Annotated in this window: 23 protein-coding genes; 1 reads left to right on the top strand and 22 read right to left on the bottom strand. The window is 28.7% G+C overall.

All coding sequences use genetic code 11. The features are described 5' to 3' along the window. The first annotated feature begins 40 nt into the window (after nt 1–40). The gene (locus ACN6I1_RS03570) at nt 41–853 is read left to right on the top strand and encodes an undecaprenyl-diphosphate phosphatase (RefSeq protein WP_419742733.1); all 813 of its coding nucleotides are present in this window, start codon (nt 41–43) and stop codon (nt 851–853) included. Between the two features lie 25 nt (nt 854–878). Here the strand turns inward: ACN6I1_RS03570 and ACN6I1_RS03565 are convergent, their stop codons facing one another. The 22 genes from ACN6I1_RS03565 to rbfA form a co-directional block, all read right to left on the bottom strand. Then, nucleotides 879–2,660 (bottom strand): UvrD-helicase domain-containing protein, encoded by a 1,782-nt coding sequence (locus tag ACN6I1_RS03565; RefSeq protein WP_419742732.1) that lies wholly within the window; start codon nt 2,658–2,660, stop codon nt 879–881. Nucleotides 2,661–2,834: 174 nt separating this feature from the next. Further along, nucleotides 2,835–3,113 carry a hypothetical protein gene (locus ACN6I1_RS03560; RefSeq protein WP_021432255.1) on the bottom strand — a complete coding sequence of 93 codons (279 nt, stop codon included), beginning with the start codon at nt 3,111–3,113 and terminating at the stop codon, nt 2,835–2,837. 64 nt (nt 3,114–3,177) lie between these two features. Next, nucleotides 3,178–4,101 carry a DUF523 and DUF1722 domain-containing protein gene (locus ACN6I1_RS03555; RefSeq protein WP_419742731.1) on the bottom strand — a complete coding sequence of 308 codons (924 nt, stop codon included), beginning with the start codon at nt 4,099–4,101 and terminating at the stop codon, nt 3,178–3,180. A 135-nt stretch (nt 4,102–4,236) separates the two neighbouring features. Next, the gene (gene rny, locus ACN6I1_RS03550) at nt 4,237–5,760 is read right to left on the bottom strand and encodes a ribonuclease Y (RefSeq protein WP_207737825.1); all 1,524 of its coding nucleotides are present in this window, start codon (nt 5,758–5,760) and stop codon (nt 4,237–4,239) included. A 153-nt stretch (nt 5,761–5,913) separates the two neighbouring features. Beyond that, nucleotides 5,914–6,966 carry a recombinase RecA gene (gene recA, locus ACN6I1_RS03545; RefSeq protein ID WP_419742730.1) on the bottom strand — a complete coding sequence of 351 codons (1,053 nt, stop codon included), beginning with the start codon at nt 6,964–6,966 and terminating at the stop codon, nt 5,914–5,916. Between the two features lie 271 nt (nt 6,967–7,237). After that, complete coding sequence (pgsA, locus tag ACN6I1_RS03540) at nt 7,238–7,780, bottom strand: CDP-diacylglycerol--glycerol-3-phosphate 3-phosphatidyltransferase (RefSeq protein ID WP_021428714.1); 543 nt, start codon at nt 7,778–7,780, stop codon at nt 7,238–7,240. Beyond that, entirely contained in the window at nt 7,767–9,101 is a 1,335-nt protein-coding gene (rimO, locus tag ACN6I1_RS03535; RefSeq protein WP_419742729.1) for a 30S ribosomal protein S12 methylthiotransferase RimO, read from the bottom strand. Before rimO ends, pgsA begins: the two co-directional genes overlap by 14 nt. Then, complete coding sequence (gene mnmH, locus ACN6I1_RS03530; RefSeq protein WP_419742728.1) at nt 9,102–10,151, bottom strand: tRNA 2-selenouridine(34) synthase MnmH; 1,050 nt, start codon at nt 10,149–10,151, stop codon at nt 9,102–9,104. It abuts the gene before it with no gap. A gap of 2 nt (nt 10,152–10,153) precedes the next feature. Further along, nucleotides 10,154–12,517: a DNA translocase FtsK gene (locus tag ACN6I1_RS03525; protein ID WP_419742727.1), complete on the bottom strand. Its 2,364-nt coding sequence runs from the start codon at nt 12,515–12,517 to the stop codon at nt 10,154–10,156. Between the two features lie 136 nt (nt 12,518–12,653). After that, complete coding sequence (locus ACN6I1_RS03520; protein WP_419742726.1) at nt 12,654–13,409, bottom strand: ClpP family protease; 756 nt, start codon at nt 13,407–13,409, stop codon at nt 12,654–12,656. Between the two features lie 30 nt (nt 13,410–13,439). Next, complete coding sequence (locus ACN6I1_RS03515; RefSeq protein ID WP_021428798.1) at nt 13,440–13,592, bottom strand: hypothetical protein; 153 nt, start codon at nt 13,590–13,592, stop codon at nt 13,440–13,442. 60 nt (nt 13,593–13,652) lie between these two features. Further along, nucleotides 13,653–14,864 (bottom strand): aspartate kinase, encoded by a 1,212-nt coding sequence (dapG, locus tag ACN6I1_RS03510; protein WP_419742725.1) that lies wholly within the window; start codon nt 14,862–14,864, stop codon nt 13,653–13,655. 9 nt (nt 14,865–14,873) lie between these two features. After that, a complete protein-coding gene (locus ACN6I1_RS03505) occupies nt 14,874–15,119 on the bottom strand; it encodes a YlmC/YmxH family sporulation protein (protein ID WP_021428747.1) in 246 nt (81 codons plus the stop codon). Between the two features lie 66 nt (nt 15,120–15,185). After that, a complete protein-coding gene (locus ACN6I1_RS03500) occupies nt 15,186–16,430 on the bottom strand; it encodes a M16 family metallopeptidase (protein ID WP_419742724.1) in 1,245 nt (414 codons plus the stop codon). A gap of 119 nt (nt 16,431–16,549) precedes the next feature. Next, nucleotides 16,550–17,293: a polysaccharide deacetylase family protein gene (locus ACN6I1_RS03495; protein ID WP_419742723.1), complete on the bottom strand. Its 744-nt coding sequence runs from the start codon at nt 17,291–17,293 to the stop codon at nt 16,550–16,552. A 327-nt stretch (nt 17,294–17,620) separates the two neighbouring features. Then, nucleotides 17,621–19,750, bottom strand: coding sequence for a polyribonucleotide nucleotidyltransferase (locus ACN6I1_RS03490; RefSeq protein WP_419742722.1), 2,130 nt, complete (start codon nt 19,748–19,750; stop codon nt 17,621–17,623). 190 nt (nt 19,751–19,940) lie between these two features. Continuing rightward, on the bottom strand, nt 19,941–20,774 hold the full coding sequence (locus tag ACN6I1_RS03485; protein WP_035114141.1) for a DegV family protein: 834 nt from the start codon (nt 20,772–20,774) through the stop codon (nt 19,941–19,943). 176 nt (nt 20,775–20,950) lie between these two features. After that, a complete protein-coding gene (rpsO, locus tag ACN6I1_RS03480; RefSeq protein ID WP_021432243.1) occupies nt 20,951–21,205 on the bottom strand; it encodes a 30S ribosomal protein S15 in 255 nt (84 codons plus the stop codon). Nucleotides 21,206–21,312: 107 nt separating this feature from the next. After that, the gene (locus ACN6I1_RS03475; protein WP_419742721.1) at nt 21,313–22,236 is read right to left on the bottom strand and encodes a bifunctional riboflavin kinase/FAD synthetase; all 924 of its coding nucleotides are present in this window, start codon (nt 22,234–22,236) and stop codon (nt 21,313–21,315) included. 24 nt (nt 22,237–22,260) lie between these two features. Next, complete coding sequence (gene truB / locus ACN6I1_RS03470; RefSeq protein WP_419742720.1) at nt 22,261–23,166, bottom strand: tRNA pseudouridine(55) synthase TruB; 906 nt, start codon at nt 23,164–23,166, stop codon at nt 22,261–22,263. A gap of 11 nt (nt 23,167–23,177) precedes the next feature. Next, nucleotides 23,178–24,158, bottom strand: coding sequence for a DHH family phosphoesterase (locus ACN6I1_RS03465; RefSeq protein WP_419742719.1), 981 nt, complete (start codon nt 24,156–24,158; stop codon nt 23,178–23,180). A gap of 3 nt (nt 24,159–24,161) precedes the next feature. Further along, on the bottom strand, nt 24,162–24,551 hold the full coding sequence (gene rbfA, locus ACN6I1_RS03460) for a 30S ribosome-binding factor RbfA (RefSeq protein ID WP_419742718.1): 390 nt from the start codon (nt 24,549–24,551) through the stop codon (nt 24,162–24,164). Nucleotides 24,552–24,558: the final 7 nt, after the last annotated feature.

Below are 24,558 nucleotides of genomic sequence, written 5' to 3'. Positions count from 1 at the left end.
ACGTATGGTTAAATTAGTTTAAATTAGGAGGTAGTTAAAATTGTTAGAAATTTTTAAAGCCATTATACTTGGTATAGTTCAAGGTATAACTGAGTGGCTACCTGTAAGTAGTACAGGTCATCTTATATTAGTTGAACAATTCGTTAAATTTGATTTATCGCAGGTGTTTGTAAGCACATTTATGGTTGTAATCCAATTAGGTTCTATACTTGCTGTTTTAACACTATATTTTAAAAAATTAAATCCTTTAGATTCTTCTAAAACAGAAAAAGAGAAAAAGGATACAATCAACTTATGGATTAAGGTTATTATAGCAGTAATTCCATCTGGAATACTAGGAGTTTTATTTGATGATGCTATAGACTCATTATTTTTCAACCCTACAACAGTTTCAATAACGCTTATAGTTTATGGGGTTATAATGATATTAATTGAGAGCAGAAACAAAAAACCTAAGGTTAATGATTTTTCACAGCTTACATATAAATTAGCTTTAGGAATAGGACTATTCCAATGTTTAGCTTTAATTCCAGGTACTTCAAGATCTGGAGCAACTATTATAGGTGCTGCATTATTAGGTACATCTAGATATGTAGCTGCTGAGTTTTCATTCTTCTTAGCAATACCTACAATGTTTGGTGCAAGTGCACTTAAACTTGTAAAAACTGGTGCTGCCTTCTCTGGATTTGAGTGGTTAGTATTAGGTGCAGGATTTGTAACAGCATTTATAGTTTCTGTATTTGCTATTAAATTCTTAATGGATTATATCAAGAAACATGACTTCAAGGCATTTGGTTATTATAGAATAGTACTTGGTATAATAGTATTTGCATACTTTACATTTTTAATATAAATAAAAGAAGCACTATGTGCTTCTTTTATTTTTTTGACTCTACCAATAACCTTATGATGTCACTTGCACCTTCATTAAAAGTAGTTATAATGCTTAAGTAATCTGTAGCTCTATTTATAGCAAGATATACTTTATTTAAATCTCCTACAAAGTCATTAACTTGATAGTCTTGACTTATATCATTAATACTATGGTTATATAGCATTTCTAATTCACAAAATATAACAGCTTTATATTCTAAGTTTTTTATAGTATATATATTCGCTATTGTAACTCCAGCTTTTTTTGCTACATTAGTTAATTCATCATCCCCATATATATATGGTATTTCATTTTCTTCCAAGTCTTTCTTCAACATATATTGGAAATATATAGTTTTCCCATTTTTTAATTTTTTCTTATTAAATGGATATACAATTGCTATATCAGAATAACTAAGTCCCTTTTGTGTAGTTAAATATTCAATTTCCCATATTACAGAACTTATTTGTTCTTCTATATCAGAAACTTTTATTATATCTACAGCCTTATTACTCTTTCTAATGTAGTTTGATAAATAATACATATCATTTGTAACATTAGGTCTTATGCTCTTTATATAATCATTTGAATTTTTATCAAAATTATTTACAAATTCAACTAAATTATTGCTCTGCCTATAGTTATCATTTAATTCTATTACATTATTGAACTCTATATTGTCCCAAGAGTTTTTAAATATACTTAAATTGCTAAATATATTTAATCCTTTGCACTCAAATGCATTAAATATATACTTAGACTTATATAAGAAACTTCTTATAAAGTCAATCTGATCTGGCTCGAAACATTCAATTTCATCTATAAAGATTCCTTTGAACATACTTTTATTTTTTATAGTATTTTTAGCTTGTAAAACAAGATTTTTATATACCTTATCAGGAGTATTTTTTAGCATATTATAATCAAACACCAAGTTGTATGCTTTTGCTAATTTAAATAAGAAAGAAGTAAATGTATGAATTTCTATATTGTTGTTATCTTTATATAAAATATCTAATCTTTCTTTCAGCTCATTTCTAAGCTGTTTTGTATAAGTAAATATTACAAATTTATGGTGTGGATATATTCTAGCTAATTTAATGGCTCTAGATAATAATATAGTTGTCTTCCCACACCCAGATGCTCCTTTGTATAAGGTATCTCCATATTTAACTGAGGCTACTTTTTCAATTTGATTTCTTTCTAGCATAGTAGCTGTATAATTATAATCTTCATTTGAAAAAGATATTTTTTTTAAACTTTTATTCAAGTTAAGATTATTATTTATCACGTAATATTCAGGACAAATTTGTAGCATAAATAAATTAAGTAAAATTTCATCATTTGGATTCCCTAAAAATTCATCTATGCTAATTTCATAATTCATTATTTTGTATAATTTATCTTTATCTATTATATTATTTTCTACAAAGTCATTATACTCTCCATTATCATATATAGATACATGCGGCATTATAAATATGTAGTTATATTCAATATCATTACCTATTTTGCTCATTTGCTTTCTTAAAAGATCATATTCCTCTTCCATTACCTCTAACAATTCATCTTCTAAGAGCATAAATAAATCTTCTGTTGTATCCATAAATTTTATAAATAAAACTCTCTTATCTTTTATATATAGAAGATCTGTATTTATTCCTTTAAAAGGAGTCACCTTTGGCACTACATTAGCTTCCTCTTTCATACTTTGATAAAAAACCTTTTCAAACGCTTTTATCTTTAATGCATCTAGCTCGGAATTTATATTTATGTACTGGCTCAATTTCTCATCCCCCTCATTTTATATAATTATATCATTTTAAATAGTTTTTTGCTATATTTGATATATTTAATATATTATTTCCATTTATTATTTCCATGAAACATCCTTATTACTCTTTTTTTATAAAAATTTGCTTAAGCGTAAAAAATAGGTACTATTTAAAGTACCTATTTTTTATGATTTGTAATGGCTTTCTAACCATATATTCATTTTTCTTCTTATTTCATTTTTCTTTACTTCTTCAAAATCAGCATCACTTATACTGTAACTTTGAACTAATTTATCCACATTAGGAGGATATTCTAAGAAATTTCCATTTTTATTTTCAAATCCAATACTCATTATATCGTAATTATCTTCATTTTTATTTACAACAACTCCATATTCAACATCTTCATTTTTATTGCAATTTGATATTTTTACATATTGATTTTTAGCAAGAGTATTTAACATATCATTTCTCCTTTCATTTTTTCTTTATTATTATTATCATTTTATAATTTTTTATTATATAGATTTATAAACTTCTTCCTTTACCGGAGTCCATTAGATTTATTAAGCTCTCTGGATATGGATTAAATATAGTTTGACTTAAAATTTTTTCGTCTTCAAATCTAGCTGCATATATTTTCACATTATTTAAAGCTGTACTAAGTGGTATTTTCCCTTTGCTATACTTAATTATATTATCAACAAATACTTCTTTTTCTTTTAAAGATAAGTATTCTTCATATTTATTATATATATCTAAAATAGTTTGAATATTTTTTTTGGTATTTCTGTTTTTATTCAAAAGTTGAAACAATGTTTTTTGGTAATTTTCATATTCTTCATTTTTACACATATTGTTTAAATGGCTAAAAATTTTAACATCATAATTTTTTAGTAGCAATTCATTATTTTGGTGAAATTTTTTTATATTACTTTTTTCATTTTTAAAGTTATTTATCATAAATAATTTTGTCAAAAACTCATCTCTTATTGAATAGTTTTTAAGTCTACCTTCATTTTCTATAGGTAAATAACCATGTGAATTTAATATTTCATCTGCGAAAAAGCCATTGCTCCCATTAGTTAAAGTTGATTGCCCACTTTTATGATAAACTTTAACATCTCTTACACCACATGAAGGTGATTTGCTTTTTAATATACATCCGTCAATATCATCCAATTTAGAAATGTAATTTTGAGAAAAATTTTTCATCTGGTTAGTATAATCTTTATTACTTTTAGGTTGAATAAGTTTTTTTTCATTATTATAGTCAACAATTCTTATAGCTTCTCTAGGTGTAGAAAGTCCTATTTCAACTTCAGGACATACTGTACGAAACTCAACATAATCTTTTAAAGAGTCAATGAACTTACTACTTGATCCTTGTCCATTGTATCTACAATTTTCAAATCCTAAACATTTACTGATTAATAACTTTGGACGTCTCATAATTATATCTCCTATTATGTTTATAAATTTTAATATTAGTATTTTAATCTTATTTAAAATAAATTATTCTTTTTATTTAATTCAAAAATCAAAAAAGCGAATATATCATTTGATATATTCGCTTAAATTATTTTCTTATTTAGCGTATTCTATTGCTCTTGTTTCTCTTATTATGCTAACTTTGATTTGTCCAGGATACTCTAATTCATCCTCTATTCTCTTAGTCATATCTCTTGCTAATAAATGTATGTCTTCATCATTTACATTTTCTGGCTTAACCATTATTCTGATTTCTCTACCAGCTTGTATTGCAAACGATTTATCTACGCCATCATATGAATTAGCTATTTCTTCTAATTTCTCTAAACGTTTGATATATGCTTCTAGTGTTTCACGTCTAGCTCCAGGTCTTGCAGCTGATATAGCATCTGCAGCTGTAACTAATACAGCTTCTATAGTTTGTGGCTCATAATCTCCATGGTGAGTGCTCATAGCATGTATAACATCTTTAGATTCTTTGTATCTTCTAAGTAAGTCCATACCTATCTCAACATGAGTTCCTTCCATTTCATGGTCAACTGCCTTACCTATATCATGAAGTAATCCAGCTCTCTTAGCTAATTTCACGTCTGCTCCTATTTCGGCAGCCATTATACCAGCTATATGAGCTACTTCTATAGAATGTCTTAAAACATTTTGTCCATAACTTGTTCTATAGTTAAGTCTACCTAGAAGTCTTACTAATTCTGGATGTAATCCATGAACCCCTGTTTCAAAAGTAGCTTGTTCTCCAAACTCTTTTATTATATTGTCAACTTCTTTTCTAGCTTTCTCAACCATTTCTTCAATTCTTGCAGGATGTATTCTTCCATCTGCGATAAGCTTTTCAAGCGCAATTCTTGCAACTTCTCTTCTTATAGGATCAAATCCAGATAATATTACTGCTTCTGGAGTGTCATCTATTATTAAATCTATTCCAGTAAGAGTCTCTAATGTTCTAATATTTCTACCTTCTCTACCTATAATTCTTCCCTTCATTTCATCGTTAGGAAGGTTAACCACTGTTACAGTAGTTTCTGCCACATGATCGGCTGCGCATTTTTGTATAGCATATCCTATTATTTCTCTAGACTTCTTATCTGCTTCATCTTTAGCTTGAGATTCTATTTCTTTAATCATTATAGACATCTCTCTTCTTACTTCTCTTTCAGCATTAGTTAATATAATTTCTTTTGCTTGGTCTGAAGTTATTCCAGATATGCTTTCTAATTTTTCTAATTGTTGAACTTTAATCGCTTCAACGTTTTCTTCTTTTTTCTCAATTTTTTTAATTTTATCATTAAGAACTGTTTCTTTATTCTCTAGAGCTTGAAGTTTTTTATCTAAAACCTCTTCCTTTTGAATTATTCTTCTTTCAAACTTTTGAACTTCGATTCTTCTTTCTTTGTTCTCTTTCTCTGCTTCATTTCTCCACTTATGGATCTCTTCTTTTGCTTCTAATAGTTTTTCTTTTTGTAAAGTTTCTGCATCTTTTTTTGCCTTATCTATTATATCATCGGCCATCTTTTCAGCTTGACCAATTTTAGCTTCAGATATGTTTTTTCTTACAAAATAACCAACTATAATACCCACAAATATTCCCAATAAAGCGCTTATCATTGCCTCTATGACATCCACCTCCTTTGTTAAATAAACCGTCAACTACAGTATTTATAACATCTATTTTTATAAACTAAATAAGAATATTTTATTCTTATTTAATTTTATAATTTTTTCAATCTGGTGTCAAGTTAATAGGAGGTATACAAGCGATTATTCTCCAATATTTTCTACTGAATCTTCATTTTTCTCTGCGCTGTCTCTATTTTCATCTAATTTGTAATATTTTCTTACTAAACCTTCTACTTCTTCTGTTAAATCCTTATTATCTTCTAAGAACTTTTTAACATTTTCTCTACCTTGTCCTAATCTAGTCTCGTTATAACTATACCAAGCTCCTGATTTTTTAATTATGTCTAAATCTGCAGCTATATCTAATAGGTCCCCAACCTTTGATATACCTTCTCCATACATTATGTCAAATTCACATTGTTTAAATGGAGGTGCAACCTTGTTTTTAACAACTTTTACTCTTGTTCTACTTCCCATAACTTTATCGCCTTGTTTTATAGTGTCTATTTTTCTAACATCTAGTCTTACTGAAGAGTAGAATTTAAGAGCACGACCACCTGTTGTAGTTTCTGGGCTACCAAACATAACTCCAACTTTCTCTCTTAACTGGTTTATAAATATTGCTACACAATTAGATTTTTTTATAGATCCTGTTAGCTTTCTTAAAGCTTGCGACATAAGTCTTGCTTGAAGACCAATATGAGAATCTCCCATGTCCCCTTCTATTTCCGCTTTTGGAACTAATGCTGCTACTGAGTCAACTACTATTATATCTATAGCACCACTTCTTATAAGTGCTTCTGCTATTTCTAACGCTTGTTCTCCTGTATCTGGTTGTGAAACTATTAAGTTATCAACATCTACGCCTAATGCTTTTGCATATACTGGATCTAATGCATGTTCAGCATCTATAAATGCTGCTATTCCACCTTGTTTTTGAGCTTCTGCTACTGCATGTAAAGTAACTGTAGTCTTACCAGAAGATTCTGGTCCATATATTTCAACTATTCTACCCTTCGGAAGACCTCCTATACCTATAGCTATATCAAGTCCAATAGAACCTGTTGGTATAACATCTATAGCCATACCCTTAGCTTCTCCAAGTTTCATTACAGATCCTTTACCAAAATCTTTTTCTATCTGAGATAACGCTGAGTTCAGCGCTTTTAATTTTTCATCTTGTATTCCTGCCATTTATGTTACCTTCCCTTCTAAAAATCATTTATTAAAATTTTACTTAAAGTAAAACATTCATCAAACACTTGTTCTATATTTATTATATATTTTTTATGACTCAAAGTCAATTAAATAATACCTTATTAGTATTAACTTTAATTATATCAATTTATACATATTTTTCCATAAGTTTAAATTATATTAATTTTACAAACTTGCTATAAGTTTTTAATAATTATAATTTAAGCTAAAAAAATGGATAACTATTAGTTATCCATTTTTTATATTATTATTTACTTTCCATAAATAAATTTTTATTTTTATAAACATACTCCCATCCTGAGTAAAGAGTAAGTAATGTAGCTATTAATATAGTAAATTTACCTATGTTTAAAAATACAGGATTACCTGTATGCGCACCTAGTAAAAGAATTACTATAGCTACCATTTGTGAAATAGTTTTTAATTTTCCTCCAGAACTTGCAGCTATTACTTTTCCGTCTGCAGCTGCAATTGCTCTTAATATACTAACTGTAAGTTCTCTAGCAACAATTATAATAACCATCCAAGCAGCCACTAAATCATACTCTATCATTGTTGTAAGAGCTGATATTACAAGCAGCTTATCAGCAAGAGGATCCATAAATTTACCAAAGTCAGTTACTAAATTGTATTTTCTGGCTATATGACCATCCATAGCATCAGTTACAGATGCTACTATAAATATCATACAAGCTATTAAAAATTTACTTGGTAAATTTAACATCATTACTATTATAAAAACTGGTATTAAAAATATCCTAAATAAAGTTAATTTATTAGGCAAGTTCATTAACTACATCTCCCATCAAATCATACTCTAAGGCATTATTTATTTTTACTTTTACAAATGATCCTATTTCAAGTTGATTTTCAGACTTAACATAAACTATACTGTCTATTTCTTCTGCATCTCCTTGAGTTCTTCCTATATATACCTTATCTTCAATTTGCTCTTCAATTAAAACTTCATATTCATTATCAATTTTTTGTGCATTTAGATTTTGTGATATTTCTTGTTGAATTAACATAAGTTGATCTCTTCTTTGTAATTTTACATCTTCATCTAAATGATTAGGAAGTTTATCAGCTGGAGTATCTTCTTCTCTAGAGTATGCAAAAGCTCCTAGTCTATCAAACTTCATATCTTTTGCAAATTCAACTAATTCATTAAAATCTTCATCAGTTTCTCCCGGGAATCCAACTATTATAGTTGTTCTTAATGTAGCATCAGGTATATATTTTCTTATCATTTCAACTTTAGATTTAATGTCTTCTTTAGTCGTGTGTCTATTCATTAATTTTAAAACTTTATTACTTGCATGTTGTATAGGCATATCAAAATAATTACATATGTTATCATATTTTTTAATTACTTTTACAAGCTCGTCAGTTATTGATTCAGGATATGAGTACATTATTCTTATCCATTTTATTCCATATATTTGTGCAAGTTCTTCTAATAATTGTGGAAGTTTAACTTCTCCATATAAATCTAAACCATACTTTGTAGTGTCTTGAGCTATAACTACTAATTCTTTTACTCCTTTAGAAGCAAGATCTTTAGCTTCTTTTATTATATCTTCCATTTTTCTACTTCTATATCTACCTCTTAATTTTGGTATTATACAGTAAGTACAGTGATTGTCACAACCTTCACCTATTTTTAAATATGCCATATATTCTGGAGTTGTCACGTATCTTGGAAGATCTTCATTGTAAGCAAATTCAATATCATTTAAACTTACTATGTTATTTTCCTTTTCAAGATTTGCTATTATTTCATCTATTTGTTGGTAACTTCCTGTTCCAACTATAGCATCTATTTCTGGAATTTCTGCTTGTAATTCCTTAGCATATCTTTGAGCTAAGCATCCTGTAACTATAAGTAACTTTAAATTTCCATTTTCTTTTAATTGAGCTAAGTCTAATATAGTATCTATAGATTCTTGTTTTGCTGATTCTATAAATCCACAAGTATTTACTAAAATTATATCAGCTTCCTCAAACTCACCTACTAATTTATATCCTTTTCTATTTAAAATCCCCATCATTATTTCTGCATCTACTAAGTTTTTAGAACATCCTAATGACTCTAATGCTATTTTTAACATTTAATTTGCTCCTTCCTTCGCTGCCTTATGAAAATCTATTAACTCTAAAACTGCTTCTTTCATGTTATCACAATTAAGAACTCTATTGTACTCATATTTTTGAACTGAATGCCCATATAATGCATCGTAATAATCTACTAAATAATGTTCTACAACTTGATCGTATTTACCTTCATTAAATAATTCAATATAATAATCAACTTTTTGATTTCCTAATCTTTTTCTAAATTTATTAATACACTGTATTAATGCTTCAAAGTTCTTATTATCTGTATATATGTAGTCTCTACATAATCTATCTACTCTAGACTTTACACTACATTCTAATAATATATGGTATCCGTCCCTTACTATGCCTTCATATATTTCATGAGGTACGTTAACATGTCCGACTCTTTTACTTTCACTTTCTATAAATATATAGTTACTTTTTGAAAAATATAGTTTTTCAAAAATATTAGTTTCAAAATTCTTTTGTGTAGGAGGTTTTTCGTTAAACATTATAAATCCAAATGTAGATCCACTATTTTTAGCTAAACCTTCTAAGTCTATAATATCTATCCCATTTTTTTCTAACATAAGTAATGCATCTGTTTTTCCAACACCAGTTAACCCATGAAGAACTATAAATTCTTTTGTATCCATAACTGTTTTAAAGTAATCTAATACAAAGTTTCTGTATGCTTTATATCCACCTTGTAATTGATATACATTTACACCTAATGTTGAAATCATATTTACTAAACTTCCACTTCTCATGCCGCCTCTTGCACAGTATATAACTATATTTTCATATTCATTAGCTAAACTTAAAACTTCCATGTACATATGTTTTAACTTATCTTTTACATAGTCAAATCCCTTTTGTACAGCTTCTTGTTTTCCTTGCATCTTATATATAGTTCCTATATCTTTATGCTCATCATCATTAAACAATGGCATATGAAAAGCATCACGTATGTGGTCTTCTTCAAATTCCGCTTGCGTTCTAACATCTATAAATATAGTATTTGGTAGATCTAACGCACTCTTTATGTCTATTGTCTTCAAATTTATTCACCCTCTAAATTTTCTAAGTCTTGTTTACTTACTAAAACCTTTCTAGGTTTACTTCCTTCACTTTGACCAACTATAGATCTCTCTTCCATAGAATCTATAAGTCTTGCCGCTCTATTAAATCCAATTTTAAATTTTCTTTGAAGCATAGAAGCTGAAGCTTGCCCACTTTCAACTACAAATTCTATTGCATCTCCTAAAAGTTCATCAGCATCGCTATCTTGCTCTTTAGATATTTTAGCTATACTATCTACTATGCATTCTTCATATTTAACTTCTTCATTAACTTGACTCTTTACATAATCTACTACTCTTTCTGATTCTGATTCTGATATAAACGCACCTTGTAATCTAACTGGTTTAGCTGCTCCTAAAGGATAGAATAACATATCGCCTTTTCCTAGAAGTTTTTCTGCTCCACCCATATCAAGTATAGTTCTAGAGTCCGTTTGAGATGAAACTGCAAACGCAATTCTAGATGGAATATTAGCTTTTATAACCCCAGTTATAACATCTACTGAAGGTCTTTGTGTAGCAACTATTAAATGCATTCCTGCAGCTCTTGCCATCTGAGCTAATCTACATATATAATCTTCAACATCACTAGCACTAACCATCATAAGGTCTGCAAGCTCGTCTATTATTATTACTATCTTAGGAAGTTTTTCTTCACTTTTTTCATTATAACTTGTTATGTCTTTTACACTTGATTCTGCAAATAATTTGTATCTTCTATTCATTTCAGTAACTGCCCAGTTTAAAGCATTAGCAGCTTTTTTAGGATCTGTTACAACTGGTATTAATAAATGTGGTATTCCATTGTAATTTGCAAGTTCAACAACTTTTGGATCTATAAGTAAAAATTTAACTTCATCTGGGTTTGCTTTGTATAAAATACTGTTTATTAAAGTATTTACACACACACTTTTACCAGATCCTGTAGATCCTGCTATAAGTAAATGAGGCATTTTCCCAATATCAGCTATTATAGGTTTCCCAGCTATATCTTTTCCAAGTCCCATAGCTAATGGTGATTTAAAATTATTAAATTCTTCACTTTCAAGAACTTCTCTTAAAGTTACCATTTGAGCTTCTTCATTTGGAACCTCTATACCAATAGCACTTTTACCTGGTATAGGAGCTTCTATTCTTATACTTTTTGCCGCTAAACTAAGTGCTATATCATCTGTTAAGTTAACAATTTTACTAACTTTAACACCTGGACTTGGTTGAATTTCATATCTAGTTATAGTAGGCCCAACAGTAACTTGATTTACTTTTGCTTCAACCCCAAAGTCAGATAGAGTTTTTTCTAATAATGAGGCATTTTTTAAAACTTTTTTCTTGCTTTTGTCATCAGTCTTTGAGTCTATTTTATTTAATAGCTCAATACTAGGTTTTGTATAATTTTCATATTTAGAATTTGTTTGAATCCCAATAGGCTGTGTACTTTCTATATTGCTTTCTTTTACACTTGCTTTTACACTTGTAACCTCTGTTTTTTGCGTAGGTTTAGCCTTTTGTAATTCTTTTAAAACTTCTAATTCAGGCATACTTTGAGTGCCCTCTAATATTTCTAAGTAATCATCTTCAGCTTTATTAAATCCAACAATTTTTATTGTTTTATCATTGTCGTATTCTTCAATACTTTTTTCTTTATCCTTAGATTTATTTGACTTATTTTTTAAGTCATTCTTTGTTACCATAGTATTTTCATCAACTTCTTCAGTTACCATGTTAACCATAGCATTTTTTAAACCTTTAGCTTTTTCTTTAAAAGTAAGATTACTATCTTTACTATTTTTAGCTTTTGCTTTTATAGTATAAATTAAGTCTTTTAAAGATATATTAAAAGTAAATAGACCTGTTATTAATAATGCAAATATACTTATTAGCCATGCTCCTGTTACACCTAAAATCTTTGTAACATAATATGTGATAAATGTAGCTATAAGTCCACACCCTTCACCTTGAACCGCAGCTTTACTTACTTCTTTAATTACATATGAATTAGTCGGACTATCTATAGGTAAATTTTTCGCATTTAAAAGTCCGTAGAATATGAATATAAAAAATACACCTAAATAGTATATTTTAGCATTTTTAATTCTGTATATATATTCATTCTTCTCGAAAAATCCTAAGATACCACTAATAATGATTATAAACGGAATTGCTACTGCTAATCCTCCAAATAATCCTTTAAATATATTTTGAATAACCGTACCTAATAACCCCATTGAACTAGAGTTTAAACTATATAATAAAAATATACCAATAAATATAGTTATAAGGTTATTGTACTCAGCTGAAAAACTTGATTCTATCTTCTTTTTCTTTTTAGATTTTTTCTTAGCCACCAATCTCACCTCTTAAAAATAAATTTATACAAGAATTAATAAATTCCAAAATCATAGCAAAAAGTGCTAATGTATTTAAACACTAACACTTTTATATCTTTTAATTATATCATATTTTATGTTATTTAAACAAATTTTATTTAATTACATTGTTGTTACTATCATTATCATCTTCATTAATTAATTCTCTTAATTTAGCCATTGCCTCTTTTAATCCACCGACTTCATCAATAAGACCACAATCAACTGCCTCTTTACCTATTAAAACACTACCTACATCACTTACTAATTCCTCTTTTGAGTGCATAAGCTTTTCTAATTCTTCTTTTTCTATATCTGAAGTTCTAATTATAAATCTAGTTATACGCTCTTGCATTTTTTTAAAGTATTCAAATGTTTCATTAACTCCAATAACAAGTCCATTTGTTCTTATAGGGTGAACAATCATAGTTGCAGTTGGGGCTATAAATGAATAATCACCTGCAGTTGCAAGTGGAACTCCTATACTATGACTACCTCCTAATACTAATGTTACTACTTTTTTAGATACACTGTTCATAAGTTCTGCCATAGCAAGTCCAGCTTCAACATCTCCTCCAACAGTGTTTAAAATTACTAATACCCCTTTTATATTTTGATTTTCCTCTATTTCAAATAACATAGGTATTATATGCTCATATTTTGTAGATTTTTTTTGTGGGTTTCCTGCAAAGTGACCTTCAATTTCACCAATTATGGTTATACATTGTATGTCCTTTATGTTTTGGTTAGGCATATTAGGAACACCCATTTGTTTTATATTTTGTATATCTTCACTTTCGTCTTCTCTTTCATCATCTTCTTCTGACTTTAACTGTATTTTTCTATTTTTTTCATCATTGAAAAGATTCATATGTAGCCTCCTTCTAAGACTTATTTTTATCTACTTTTCTTTTGGATGTTTACTTATAGGTCTTGATGTATTTTGAGCTACTGATCCACTTTTTCTAGGTCTAGAGTTAGCTGGTAAATTTAATTCTTCTGCAAATTCTAATTTAGTATTTGGCTGTTTATTTTTTGTTTTTTTATTAGACATAAAAAAATCCTCCTATTTGTTTAACTTTACATATAAGTTAACCAAAAAAGGAGGATTTTATTAATTTAATTTAAATTCATCATGTATAGCATGAACAGCTGATTTCATATCTTTTTCTTCAACTAAACAAGATATAGTCATGTTTGAATCCGATGTTTGTAATAAGTTTATTTTAGCTTTAGATAAAGCTCTTACAATCTTTGCCATAACTCCAGGAATACCTGTCATTTTTGTACCTATAAGAGTTACTTTTGCACAGTTTTCTTTAACAGTATACTCAAGATCATGATTATTAAGTATATCTTTTAATATATTTAATTTTTCATGGCCTATTACAAAAGCTTTTTCTTCCACAAAGAAGTTTATCATATCTAGACTAATTTCATTTGATTCAATTTCATTCATTATATCTGTAAATATATCTTCTTTAGATTTGACTTTTATTTGAGTAATTCCATTTTTATGTGCTACTGCAGTCATAGTGTGTAAAGATTTTGCTTCTTTGTTTACTTCAAATTTAGGACTCATACCGCTTATTCTAGTACCTGGATGAGATGGATTTAAAGTATTTTTTATATTTAAAGCTATAGATCCGCTTTTTGCAATTTCAACAGCTCTTGGATGAATTACCTTTGCACCTTTATCTGCCATTTGAAAAACTTCTTCATAATTTATATAATCTAAAACTTTAGCTTCAGGTTCTACTCTAGGGTCTGCCGTCATGATTCCATCAACATCTGTATAAATTTCAACAGTTTCACATTCTAAAGCTTTACCTATAGCAACAGCAGATGTATCGCTTCCCCCTCTACCAAGTGTTGTTACTTCTCCACTTTCTGTAGTTCCTTGGAACCCGGCTACAATAACAACTTTACCTTCATCTAATTCTTTATATATTCTTTCTGGTTTTATATCTAATATTCTTGAATCAGAAAATTTCCCATCTGTATATATACCAGCTTGACTACCAGTTAAAAATACTGCATCTATCCCATTTCCTTTTAGCATATTAGTAAGTATAGTTCCTGATATTATCTCTCCACAAGACATTATTAAATCTAATTCTCTTTTAGAAGAATTTTCATTTACATTTTTACACAGATTTATCAATGTATCAGTTGCATATGGAGCTCCTTTTCTTCCCATAGCAGAAACTACTACTACTAAGTCTAATCCTTTTTCTTTGTAGTTTTTTATTATATTGCAAACTTGTTGCATTTTTTCATAAGATTCCACAGATGTCCCACCAAATTTTTGAACTACTATCGTCATATTATCCTCCTAGTAAACTCCTTCGTATTCTATTATAATCATGTCATTACCAATTTTTTTCACATTTCTCCATGGTACTTCTAGTACCGATTTATCTTTTCTAAATCCTAAAAATCCTCTTTCCCTAGGGATTAATAAAGCTAGTATTTTTCCTGTAGTGTCTTCAATTATAAGGTCGCACTCTCCAACAACTCCTAATCTTTCTCCTGTAACTAAGTTTACAATCTCTTTACCTGCTACTTCAGATAAATTCATAAGTATCCCCCCATATAAACTAATATGTATCCAATATAGATAACCTTGATTATATGTCTAGTCTAGTTAGTCTAAAGTTATACCCTCTACATCTCTTCCTACAATACAGACTCCAATATTTTCTCTATTAAATACCTTGTCTATAATTAAGTCTATTCTAGCCTTGTCAATATTATTTATACTTTCTATAATATCATTAGGATTTTTCACCTTTTTTGTTAATACCATTGCTTTACCAATTGACATCATTCTACTGCTAGTACTCTCTAATCCAAGAATATAACTTCCTTTTAACTGTTCCTTACTTTCTTTTATCTCTTTATCTGTAAGATGATTCTGTCTTAGGTTGTCAATTTCTTCTAATACTAAATTATATACTTTTTTTAGATTTTCGTTACTCATACTAGCATAAATTCCAAGTTCTCCGCTTTTCCTATAAAGGCTAGGCGCAGAGTATATTGAGTATACTAGTCCTTTATTTTCCCTTATATTTTGAAATAATCTTGAGCTTATACTTCCTCCGAAAATATTATTTATTATAGATAATGCATAGGCATCTTCTCTACACTCTAGAGGAATAGCTTTTAAACTTATAGCTAAATTAACTTGTTCTGTATCTTTATTTCTAGCTATAAAACACGGATGAAACTCAGGTTCAGTTATTTTGATATCTACATTTCCCATAGCTAAGTCTTTAAACTTTGATTCTATTAACTTTACCATTTCTTCAAATTTAAAGTTTCCACTTATAGATATTACAGAGTTACTTGCTACATAATACTTATTGAAATAATCTTTTATAGTATTTCTATTTATATTATATAACGATTCTTCCGTCCCTATTATATTCATACCTAAGGCATCAGTTTTGTATATTCCTTCCATAAGAAGATCGTATACTAAGTCCTCAGGAGAATCTTCATACATTTTTAATTCTTCTATTATAACTTGTCTTTCCTTATCTATATCCTTTTCATCAAACAAAGGATTTAAAAACATATCACTTAATATATCAATTCCAATGTCTATATGTTCATCTAATAATTTTACATAATAACAAGTACATTCCTTACTCGTAAAAGCATTTATTTGACCTCCTAAGTTATCTATAGTGCTTGCGATTTCTTTAGAAGTTCTATTTTTAGTACCTTTAAAAAGCATATGTTCTATAAAGTGCGATATCCCACCTAGCTCTTCATTCTCTATTCTAGACCCTGCATTTACCCAAACACCTAATGTTATAGATTTTAGATAAGGTATCTCTTCCCCTATTATTGTTAGTCCATTACTCAATGTGTGCGTTTTATACATACTCATCCTCCAATTTTTGTGCATTAAAATATTTATGATAATCATATAAGCTTTTTATCTTAATCAATGTCTTTTAAATTATAAGTTAGTAAAGTCAATTATTCAATATCAAAATAATTTTATAAATTAAATACATCACTAAGTTTACCTGGCTTTAATTCCTTTTCTTCTATGATTTTTATTATATCATCAATTCCCTCTGCACTTGCATATGTAGGATGCATAAGTATTATGCTAGAATCTTTCATATCTTTAGATTTAACCCTTTGTATAATAACATCAGGTTCTTGTCTATTTTTCCAATCTATTGTGTCTATATCCCATTTATAAGGTATATAACCTAAATCATTACACGCTTTTACTGTTTCTTTATTAAATGACCCTCCCGGAGCTTGAAAAAACTTAGTTTCTGTTTTTGTTATATTTTCAATTATTTCTTTTGATGTCTTTATTTGTTCGTAGTTTTTATCATAGTCTAAAGTTCCATAATCTAGATGTTTGTATCCGTGATTTGCAATTTCATGTCCCTTTTTTTGAATTTCTAATAAAAGTTCAGGGTTTTCTTCTGCCCATCTACCTGTTACAGCAAAAGTTATTTTAGCCTTTTTTTCATCTAATACCTTTAAAATTTTTTCTAAGTATTCAGTTTCCCAACCAAGGTCTACGTTGCAACTTATTGCAACGTATCCGCTTTTTTCTTTTGTTCCATTGTAATATGGCTCACCAGCTCTATAAAACATGTTAAACGTAGGCTTAGCTTTATCTTTTGTCATAAATACAACGCCTATAATTGCTAATATTATAACTAATGCTATTATGAAAATCTTTTTCAACTTTTTTTTATTAAGCACCATCATTATCATAAAAGTTCCTCCCAATATGTACAATTTATTTATTCATTAAATTGTATTAGGACAGTTTCTCTTTTATGCATTTTTATTATATATTATATATTCAAACTTCCCTATAACTTAAATTGCTTTTATTATTGCAAAAAATGCTTATTGTGGGGGCGCTTGATTAAAAGCTGTATATTTCCTTCACACGACAAGCTAAGCTTTTAAGTGTTTCGTCAATATACAGTTTTTAATCTTCGCTTCTTTTATGAGGTGTAAATAAAAAAAGGAGACATATCTAATACTTAGATATGTCTCCTTTTTTATTTATATATAATCTAAACAGACTATAATTTATTTTTCTTTATTTTCTTTTACTTCTTTTACTTCTTTTTTCTCTGGTTTTGGTAAAAGTGCTTTTCTAGATAAGTTAACTCTACCTTTTTCATCGATTTCAGTTACCTTGACTGTTACTTCATCACCTATGTTTAAAACATCCTCAACCTTATTTACTCTTTCATGAGCTATATGAGATATATGAAGTAATCCTTCTTTTCCTGGAAGTACTTCAACGAATGCTCCGAAATTCATTATTCTTGTTACTTTACCTGTGTAAGTTTCACCTACTTCAGCTTCTGCAACTATATTATTTATAAGTTCTTGAGCTTTAGCTATCATTTCAGCATCTATTCCACTTATAAATACTTCTCCAGTTTGTTCTATATCTATTTTAACTCCAGTTTCATCTATAATCTTAGTTATTATTTTTCCACCAGGTCCTATAACGTCTCTTATCTTATCTGGATTTATGTTCATTGTTACTATCTTAGGTGCATATTTAGAAAGCTCTGGTTTAGGCTCAGCTATAGTTTTTCTCATTTCATTTAATATATGAATTCTACCTACTTTAGCTTGCTTTAAAGCAGTTCTTAAAACTTCTTCATCTATACCAGCTATTTTTATATCCATTTGTATAGCAGTTATACCGTGCTCAGTACCTGCAACTTTAAAGTCCATGTCTCCTAAGTGGTCTTCCATACCTTGTATATCTGAAAGTACGGCAACTTTATCATCATGTTTTATAAGTCCCATAGCTATACCTGCTACCATATCTTTTAATGGAACACCTGCATCTAAAAGAGATAATGTTGATCCACATACACTACCTTGAGATGTTGATCCATTAGAACTTAAAACTTCAGAAACAACTCTTATTGCATATGGGAAATCTTCTTTAGAAGGTATAACAGGAAGTAATGCTCTTTCAGCTAATGCTCCATGTCCTATCTCTCTTCTACCTGGACCTCTTGAAGGTCTAGCTTCTCCAACACTGTATGCTGGGAAGTTGTAATGATGCATATATCTTTTACTTTCTTCTTCATCAAGTCCATCAAGTATTTGAACATCACCTAAAGCTCCTAAAGTTGCTATAGACATTACTTGAGTTTGTCCTCTTGTAAATAATCCAGATCCATGAGCTCTTGGTATAAATCCATTATCACACCATATAGGTCTTATTTCATCTGGTTTTCTATTATCTGGTCTTACATTTTCATGTACTATAAGCTTTCTTACTTGCTCTTTTATTATAGCATGTAATGTTTCTTCTATATCTTGACCAAATTCTTCTACTATATCTTCAAAGTTTTCAAAAGTAGCTTCTTTTACTGCATCCATTTTTTCCATTCTTTCAAGCTTTTCTACAGTTTTAACCGCTTCTTTCATTTTATCTGTAGCAAATTCACGAACAGCTTTTTCTACGTCTGCATTTATTTCAAAAAGAGTAACTTCTATTTTTTCTTTTCCGACTTCAGCAACTATAGTCTCTATAAACTCAACAACTTTTTTAATTTCTTTATGAGCAAATAATATAGCTTCTAACATTAATTCATCTGGTATTTCTTCTGCACCTGCTTCAACCATCATTATAGCATCTTTCGTTCCTGATACTACAAGATGTAGAGAACTCTTTTCTCTTTGCTCAGCAGTTGGATTTATAACAAATGCACCATCTACTAATCCTACTGATACAGATCCTGTAGGTCCATTAAATGGTATATCAGATATAGATAATGCTATAGATGAACCTATCATTGCTACTATATCAGGTGTACAATCTTGATCAACTGATAAAACTGTTGCTACTACTTGTACATCATTTCTAAATCCTTTCGGGAATAAAGGTCTTATAGGTCTATCTATAAGCCTTGATGTAAGTATAGCTTTTTCTGAAGGTTTTCCTTCTCTTTTTAAGAATCCTCCAGGTATCTTTCCTACTGAATATAATTTTTCTTCATAATCAACACTTAAAGGGAAGAAATCTATTCCATCTCTTGGTTGCGCTGACTTTGAAGTATTAACCATAACCATAGTCTCACCATACTGAAGTATGGCACTTCCACTAGCTAGTTCGGCAATTTTTCCTATTTCAACAGAAAGCTCTCTTCCTGCAAAATCCATTTTAAAAACTTTATGTTCAAACATTAATGCTTGTACCTCCTCTTTATTAAAAACCGCGTTTAGTATCCTATGTACTATCTTATCAAAAATACTATAATTTAACAACATAAAAGTAAATTACTAGCTTTCATCGATATAATTTAGAGATACAAAACGTAATTAGCAAATATTTGTTTTTATCTATTATTTGCTTATTATGTAAAATTTAATACATTTAATTTGAACAACTAATAGCAATTATATCCGGTCCTGTATGTGAACAAATACAAGCTCCTCCTCTAGTAAAGTAAAGTTTTTTAACTTTTAAACTTTCTTCTACTTCTTTTTGTAGTACTTCAAAATCCCCTACATTAGCTCCGCACCCAATCATTACATTTTTATCTTCAAAATTGTCATATTGAGATTTTAATAAATCTATTAGTGTATGTACTACATGCTTTTTACCTCTTACCTTTGTAACTAATGCTATATTTCCATCTTTCATCGAAAATACAGGCTTAAGACTTAACATGTTACCTATTGCAGCTGTAGTTACAGAAACTCTTCCACTTCTTTTTAAGTATTCTAAGCTATCTGGCACAAAGAATAGATTAACACTTTCTCTTAATGCCTCTAACTCATTTATGATGCTCTTAGCGTCCATATTTTGCTCTATAAGCTCACAAGCTTTTATTACAAACTGACCGCTTCCTAGGGATAGATTTAATGTGTCAAATATGTGTATTTCTCCTTCTGTATCATTTTTCGCCATCATAGCACTTTGATACGTTCCAGAAGATTTTGATGATCCATTTATACAAATTATTGAATATTCATCCTTATATTTATCAAATACCTCTTTAAATTGCATATATGTCGCTTGAGATGTTTTTGGTACGGTATGTATTTTCCTCATAGTATTATAAAATTCTTCATTTGTCATATCTATACCGTCTTTAAATTCATTGTCTTCTATAATTATAGTTAATGGAATTATTTCTATTTCATGTTTTTCTGCTAACTCCATAGGAATATCACATAAACTATCGCATATTAATTTTATTTTCATAGCAAATCCCCTCCTAAAAGAAAAATTTCTATATAAATTATACTATTCCTTTATATATTTTAAACTAATTTTAGACAATTTGTAATTTTTTTGTCTATATTTGAAACTTAACTTTATTAAAGTATCTAAACAAAAAAAGAAGGCTTTAACCTTCTTTCTTTATCTAAATAATCTAATTATTTTCTTAATCCTAATTTAGCTATTAAAGCTCTGTATCCTTCTAAGTCTTTCTCTTTTAAGTAAGCTAATAAGTTTCTTCTCTTACCAACCATCTTTAAAAGACCTCTTCTTGAGTGGTGGTCTTTTTTATGAGTCTTTAAGTGACCGTTTAATTCATTTATTCTAGCTGTTAATAAAGCTATTTGTACTTCTGGAGAACCAGTATCTCCTTCAAATCTTCCGAATTCTTTTATTATTTCAGTTTTGTTCATTTGTGATTACCTCCATTGTTTTATTAAATCCCCTATTACTAAGCATTGATTGGAGTATTCGAATGCCGAGTAATGGTTCACGAATTTTATTTTACCATAAAGCATGTCTATTTGTAAACATACTTTTTGTATACAAAATTTACGTCTTTTCTCAATTGCGATTTTAATTCATCTAAAGAGTTAAACTTTTTTTCATCTCGTATCCTATCTAAAAATTCAACTTTTATTATCTCACCATATATCTCTTCATCAAAGTCAATTATATTTGTTTCTATAGATAATGCTTTTCCATTTACAGTAGGATTATATCCTATATTGGTTGCTCCATAGTAAACTTTATTTTTAATATATACTTTAACTGCATATATGCCATTTTTAGGTATAATCAACTTATCTTCAGCCTTTAAGTTGGCAGTTGGAAATCCAATTGTTCTTCCAATTTTTCTTGCATGTATAACTTCGCCTTCTAAAAAATAATTTCTACCTAAAAAATCTTTAATTTCACTTACATTACCATCATTTATAAGATTTCTTATATAACTACTGCTGACTCTTCTGCCTTTTATTTTTATCGGTTGTATTACTTTAACCTTCATATTATAATTTTTTCCAAGACTTTCAAGCAAGCTGGCATTTCCTTCTTTATTTCTAGCAAAAGTGAAATCATGCCCAACTATAACCATTTTACACTTTAGTTTTTCATGCAAAATAGTTTTTACAAAATCAGTCGCAGATATTTTTGTCATATATTCATCAAATGGAATCATAAAAACTATGTCCACACCTAGATCTTCAAATATCTTAACTTTCTCTTCATTTGTAATAATATGCTTTATAGAATCAGCTCTAAAATACCTCATAGGGTGATTTTCAAATGTAAATACTACACTTTTATAATTCTTTGTTTTTGCTTCTTTTACAGCTTCTTTAATAAGCTTTATATGGCCTTTATGAATACCATCAAAATTCCCAATAGTTACAACAGTATTTTCAACATTTATTACTTCATCTAATGATTTTATAATAGTCATAATAAATTCCCCACTACTTATATTCTATACAAATAGTTTATCACTTTTTAAGCATAATGTCCCATCAACTTTTAAGAATTTACCTACTCCTAAAAATTTTCCTTCACTATATACTCTTACAAATTCATCAGTTTCTTTAAAATCACCTTTTAAAAAACCTTTATTGTAGACTATAGCTCCATTTACATAAGACTTAACTGCAAGCGGATTTATATGTATACTATTAAAATTTGATAAAACATAATCGATATCATATAAATGTTCATCTAACATATTTTCTTTATAAAGTTCTTCTAATTGCTCTAAAGTTATAGCATTGTCTATATTAAATTTTCCTGATGAAGTTCTAAGTAAGAATGACATATGACCACCACAACCTAACTCTTTACCTATATCGTAGCATATACTTCTTACATAAGTTCCTTTAGAACACTTAACATAAAACATCACTTTATTTTCTTTAAATGATAAGATATTAAGCTCCTTTATGTTAACATCTCTATATTTAAGAGTAATTTCTTCAGCTCTTCCAGCTCTAACTAAATCACACATTCTTTTTCCATTTACTTTTAAAGCCGAATAAATAGGAGGAAGTTGTTTAATTTCTCCCCTTTGAGTATCAAATGCTTTTTCAAGTTTTTCAATATTTATATCTTTAACTTCAGATCTTTCTACAATTTCACCTGATGAGTCATAAGTATCTGTAGTTATTCCTAAAGTCAGTTCACAGATGTATGACTTATCCTTATTAAGAATAAGTTCACTAACCTTTGTAGCTTTTCCTATACATATAGGTAGTACCCCTGATGCATCTGGATCAAGGGTACCTGTGTGACCAACTTTTTTTATATTTAATGTTTTTCTAACCCTACCTACGACGTCATGAGATGTCATTCCCGTAGGTTTTAGTATATTTACTATTTTGTTCATATCAATCATCCTTAAATATGTTTTAAGACTTCGTCAATCACCATTTTTTTTGCATTTTCTATACTATCATTTATAGTACATCCTGAGGCTCTAACGTGGCCTCCTCCTCCAAATTTCTGTGCAATAGAACTAACATTCACATAGTTTTTAGATCTAAAGCTTACTTTAATTTCATTTTCTGCTTTTTCTTTGAATAAAAGTCCTACTTCTACTCCATCTATATCTCTAGTATACGATGTAACTCCATCTGCGTCATTAAATGAAATATCATTTCTATTTAGCATATCTGTAGTTAACATCATACTAGCTATTTTACCATCTACAATATCTAATGTATCCAATGATTCTCCTAGTAATTTATAATAATTATATGGATTACTTTGGAATATTTTTTGAATTATAAGATCCTTTTTAGCTCCTATAGTAACTAGATCATATGCCATTAAATAACTGCTTGGATTAGTATTTGAGTAAGAAAAATTACCTGTATCAGTTAAAAGTCCTGTATACAGATATGTAGCTATATTCTCATCTATCAATTGATCATTAATAGTATCAGAATACTCTTTAAGTAAATTGTAGACTAATTCACACGTAGATGATTCATTTGGATTTATATAATTTAAATCTCCGAAATTATCATTACTTGCATGATGATCTATGCATATTAATTTACTAACAGATGTTTTTATTTTGTCACTTACACAAATTCTATTAATATCTCCACAATCAAGAGATATTAAAGTGTAATCGCTTAAATTAACATCTATTTCTTCTGATTTTAGTATGTTTACATTTTCAACTAAAAATCTTAAATTAACAGGTATACTATCATCAAGTACATATAATACATTTTTTCCTAATTTTTTTAAAACATAGTACATAGATAATGTTGATCCTATGTTGTCCCCATCTGGGCTATAATGAGAGGTAACAATAAAATTGTTACCCTCTTGTATAGCATTTATAATATTTTTCATATTTTTTTTCATTAATTATTCTCCTTGAGAATCATCTGAAAAATCTTTTTTGTTTTTGCTGTTGTCTTTATTTACTTTCTTTATAAGACTCTCCATATACATTCCCTTTTCAATAGAATCATCAATCTTAAAGATAATTTCTGGAGTATGTCTAAGTTTTACATTTTTTCCTACTTCTTTTCTTATATATCCACAAGCACTCTTTAGACCTGCCATGCTTGATTCTTTATTTCCACCTAATATACTTACATAAACATAAGCATAACTTAAATCACTAGTTACCTCAACATCTGTAACACTTATAAGAGAATTTATTCTATAGTCTTTTATTCCACTTATAAGCATTGTACTTACAACTTTTCTTATTTCTTCGCCTATTCTTTGCGTTCTGCTATATGATGCCATAATATCG

This window comes from Paraclostridium dentum (assembly GCF_048568265.1).
Taxonomy (GTDB): domain Bacteria; phylum Bacillota; class Clostridia; order Peptostreptococcales; family Peptostreptococcaceae; genus Paraclostridium; species Paraclostridium dentum.
Note: the sequence above shows the minus strand (reverse complement) of the source record. Positions and strands in the feature narration are given on the sequence as shown.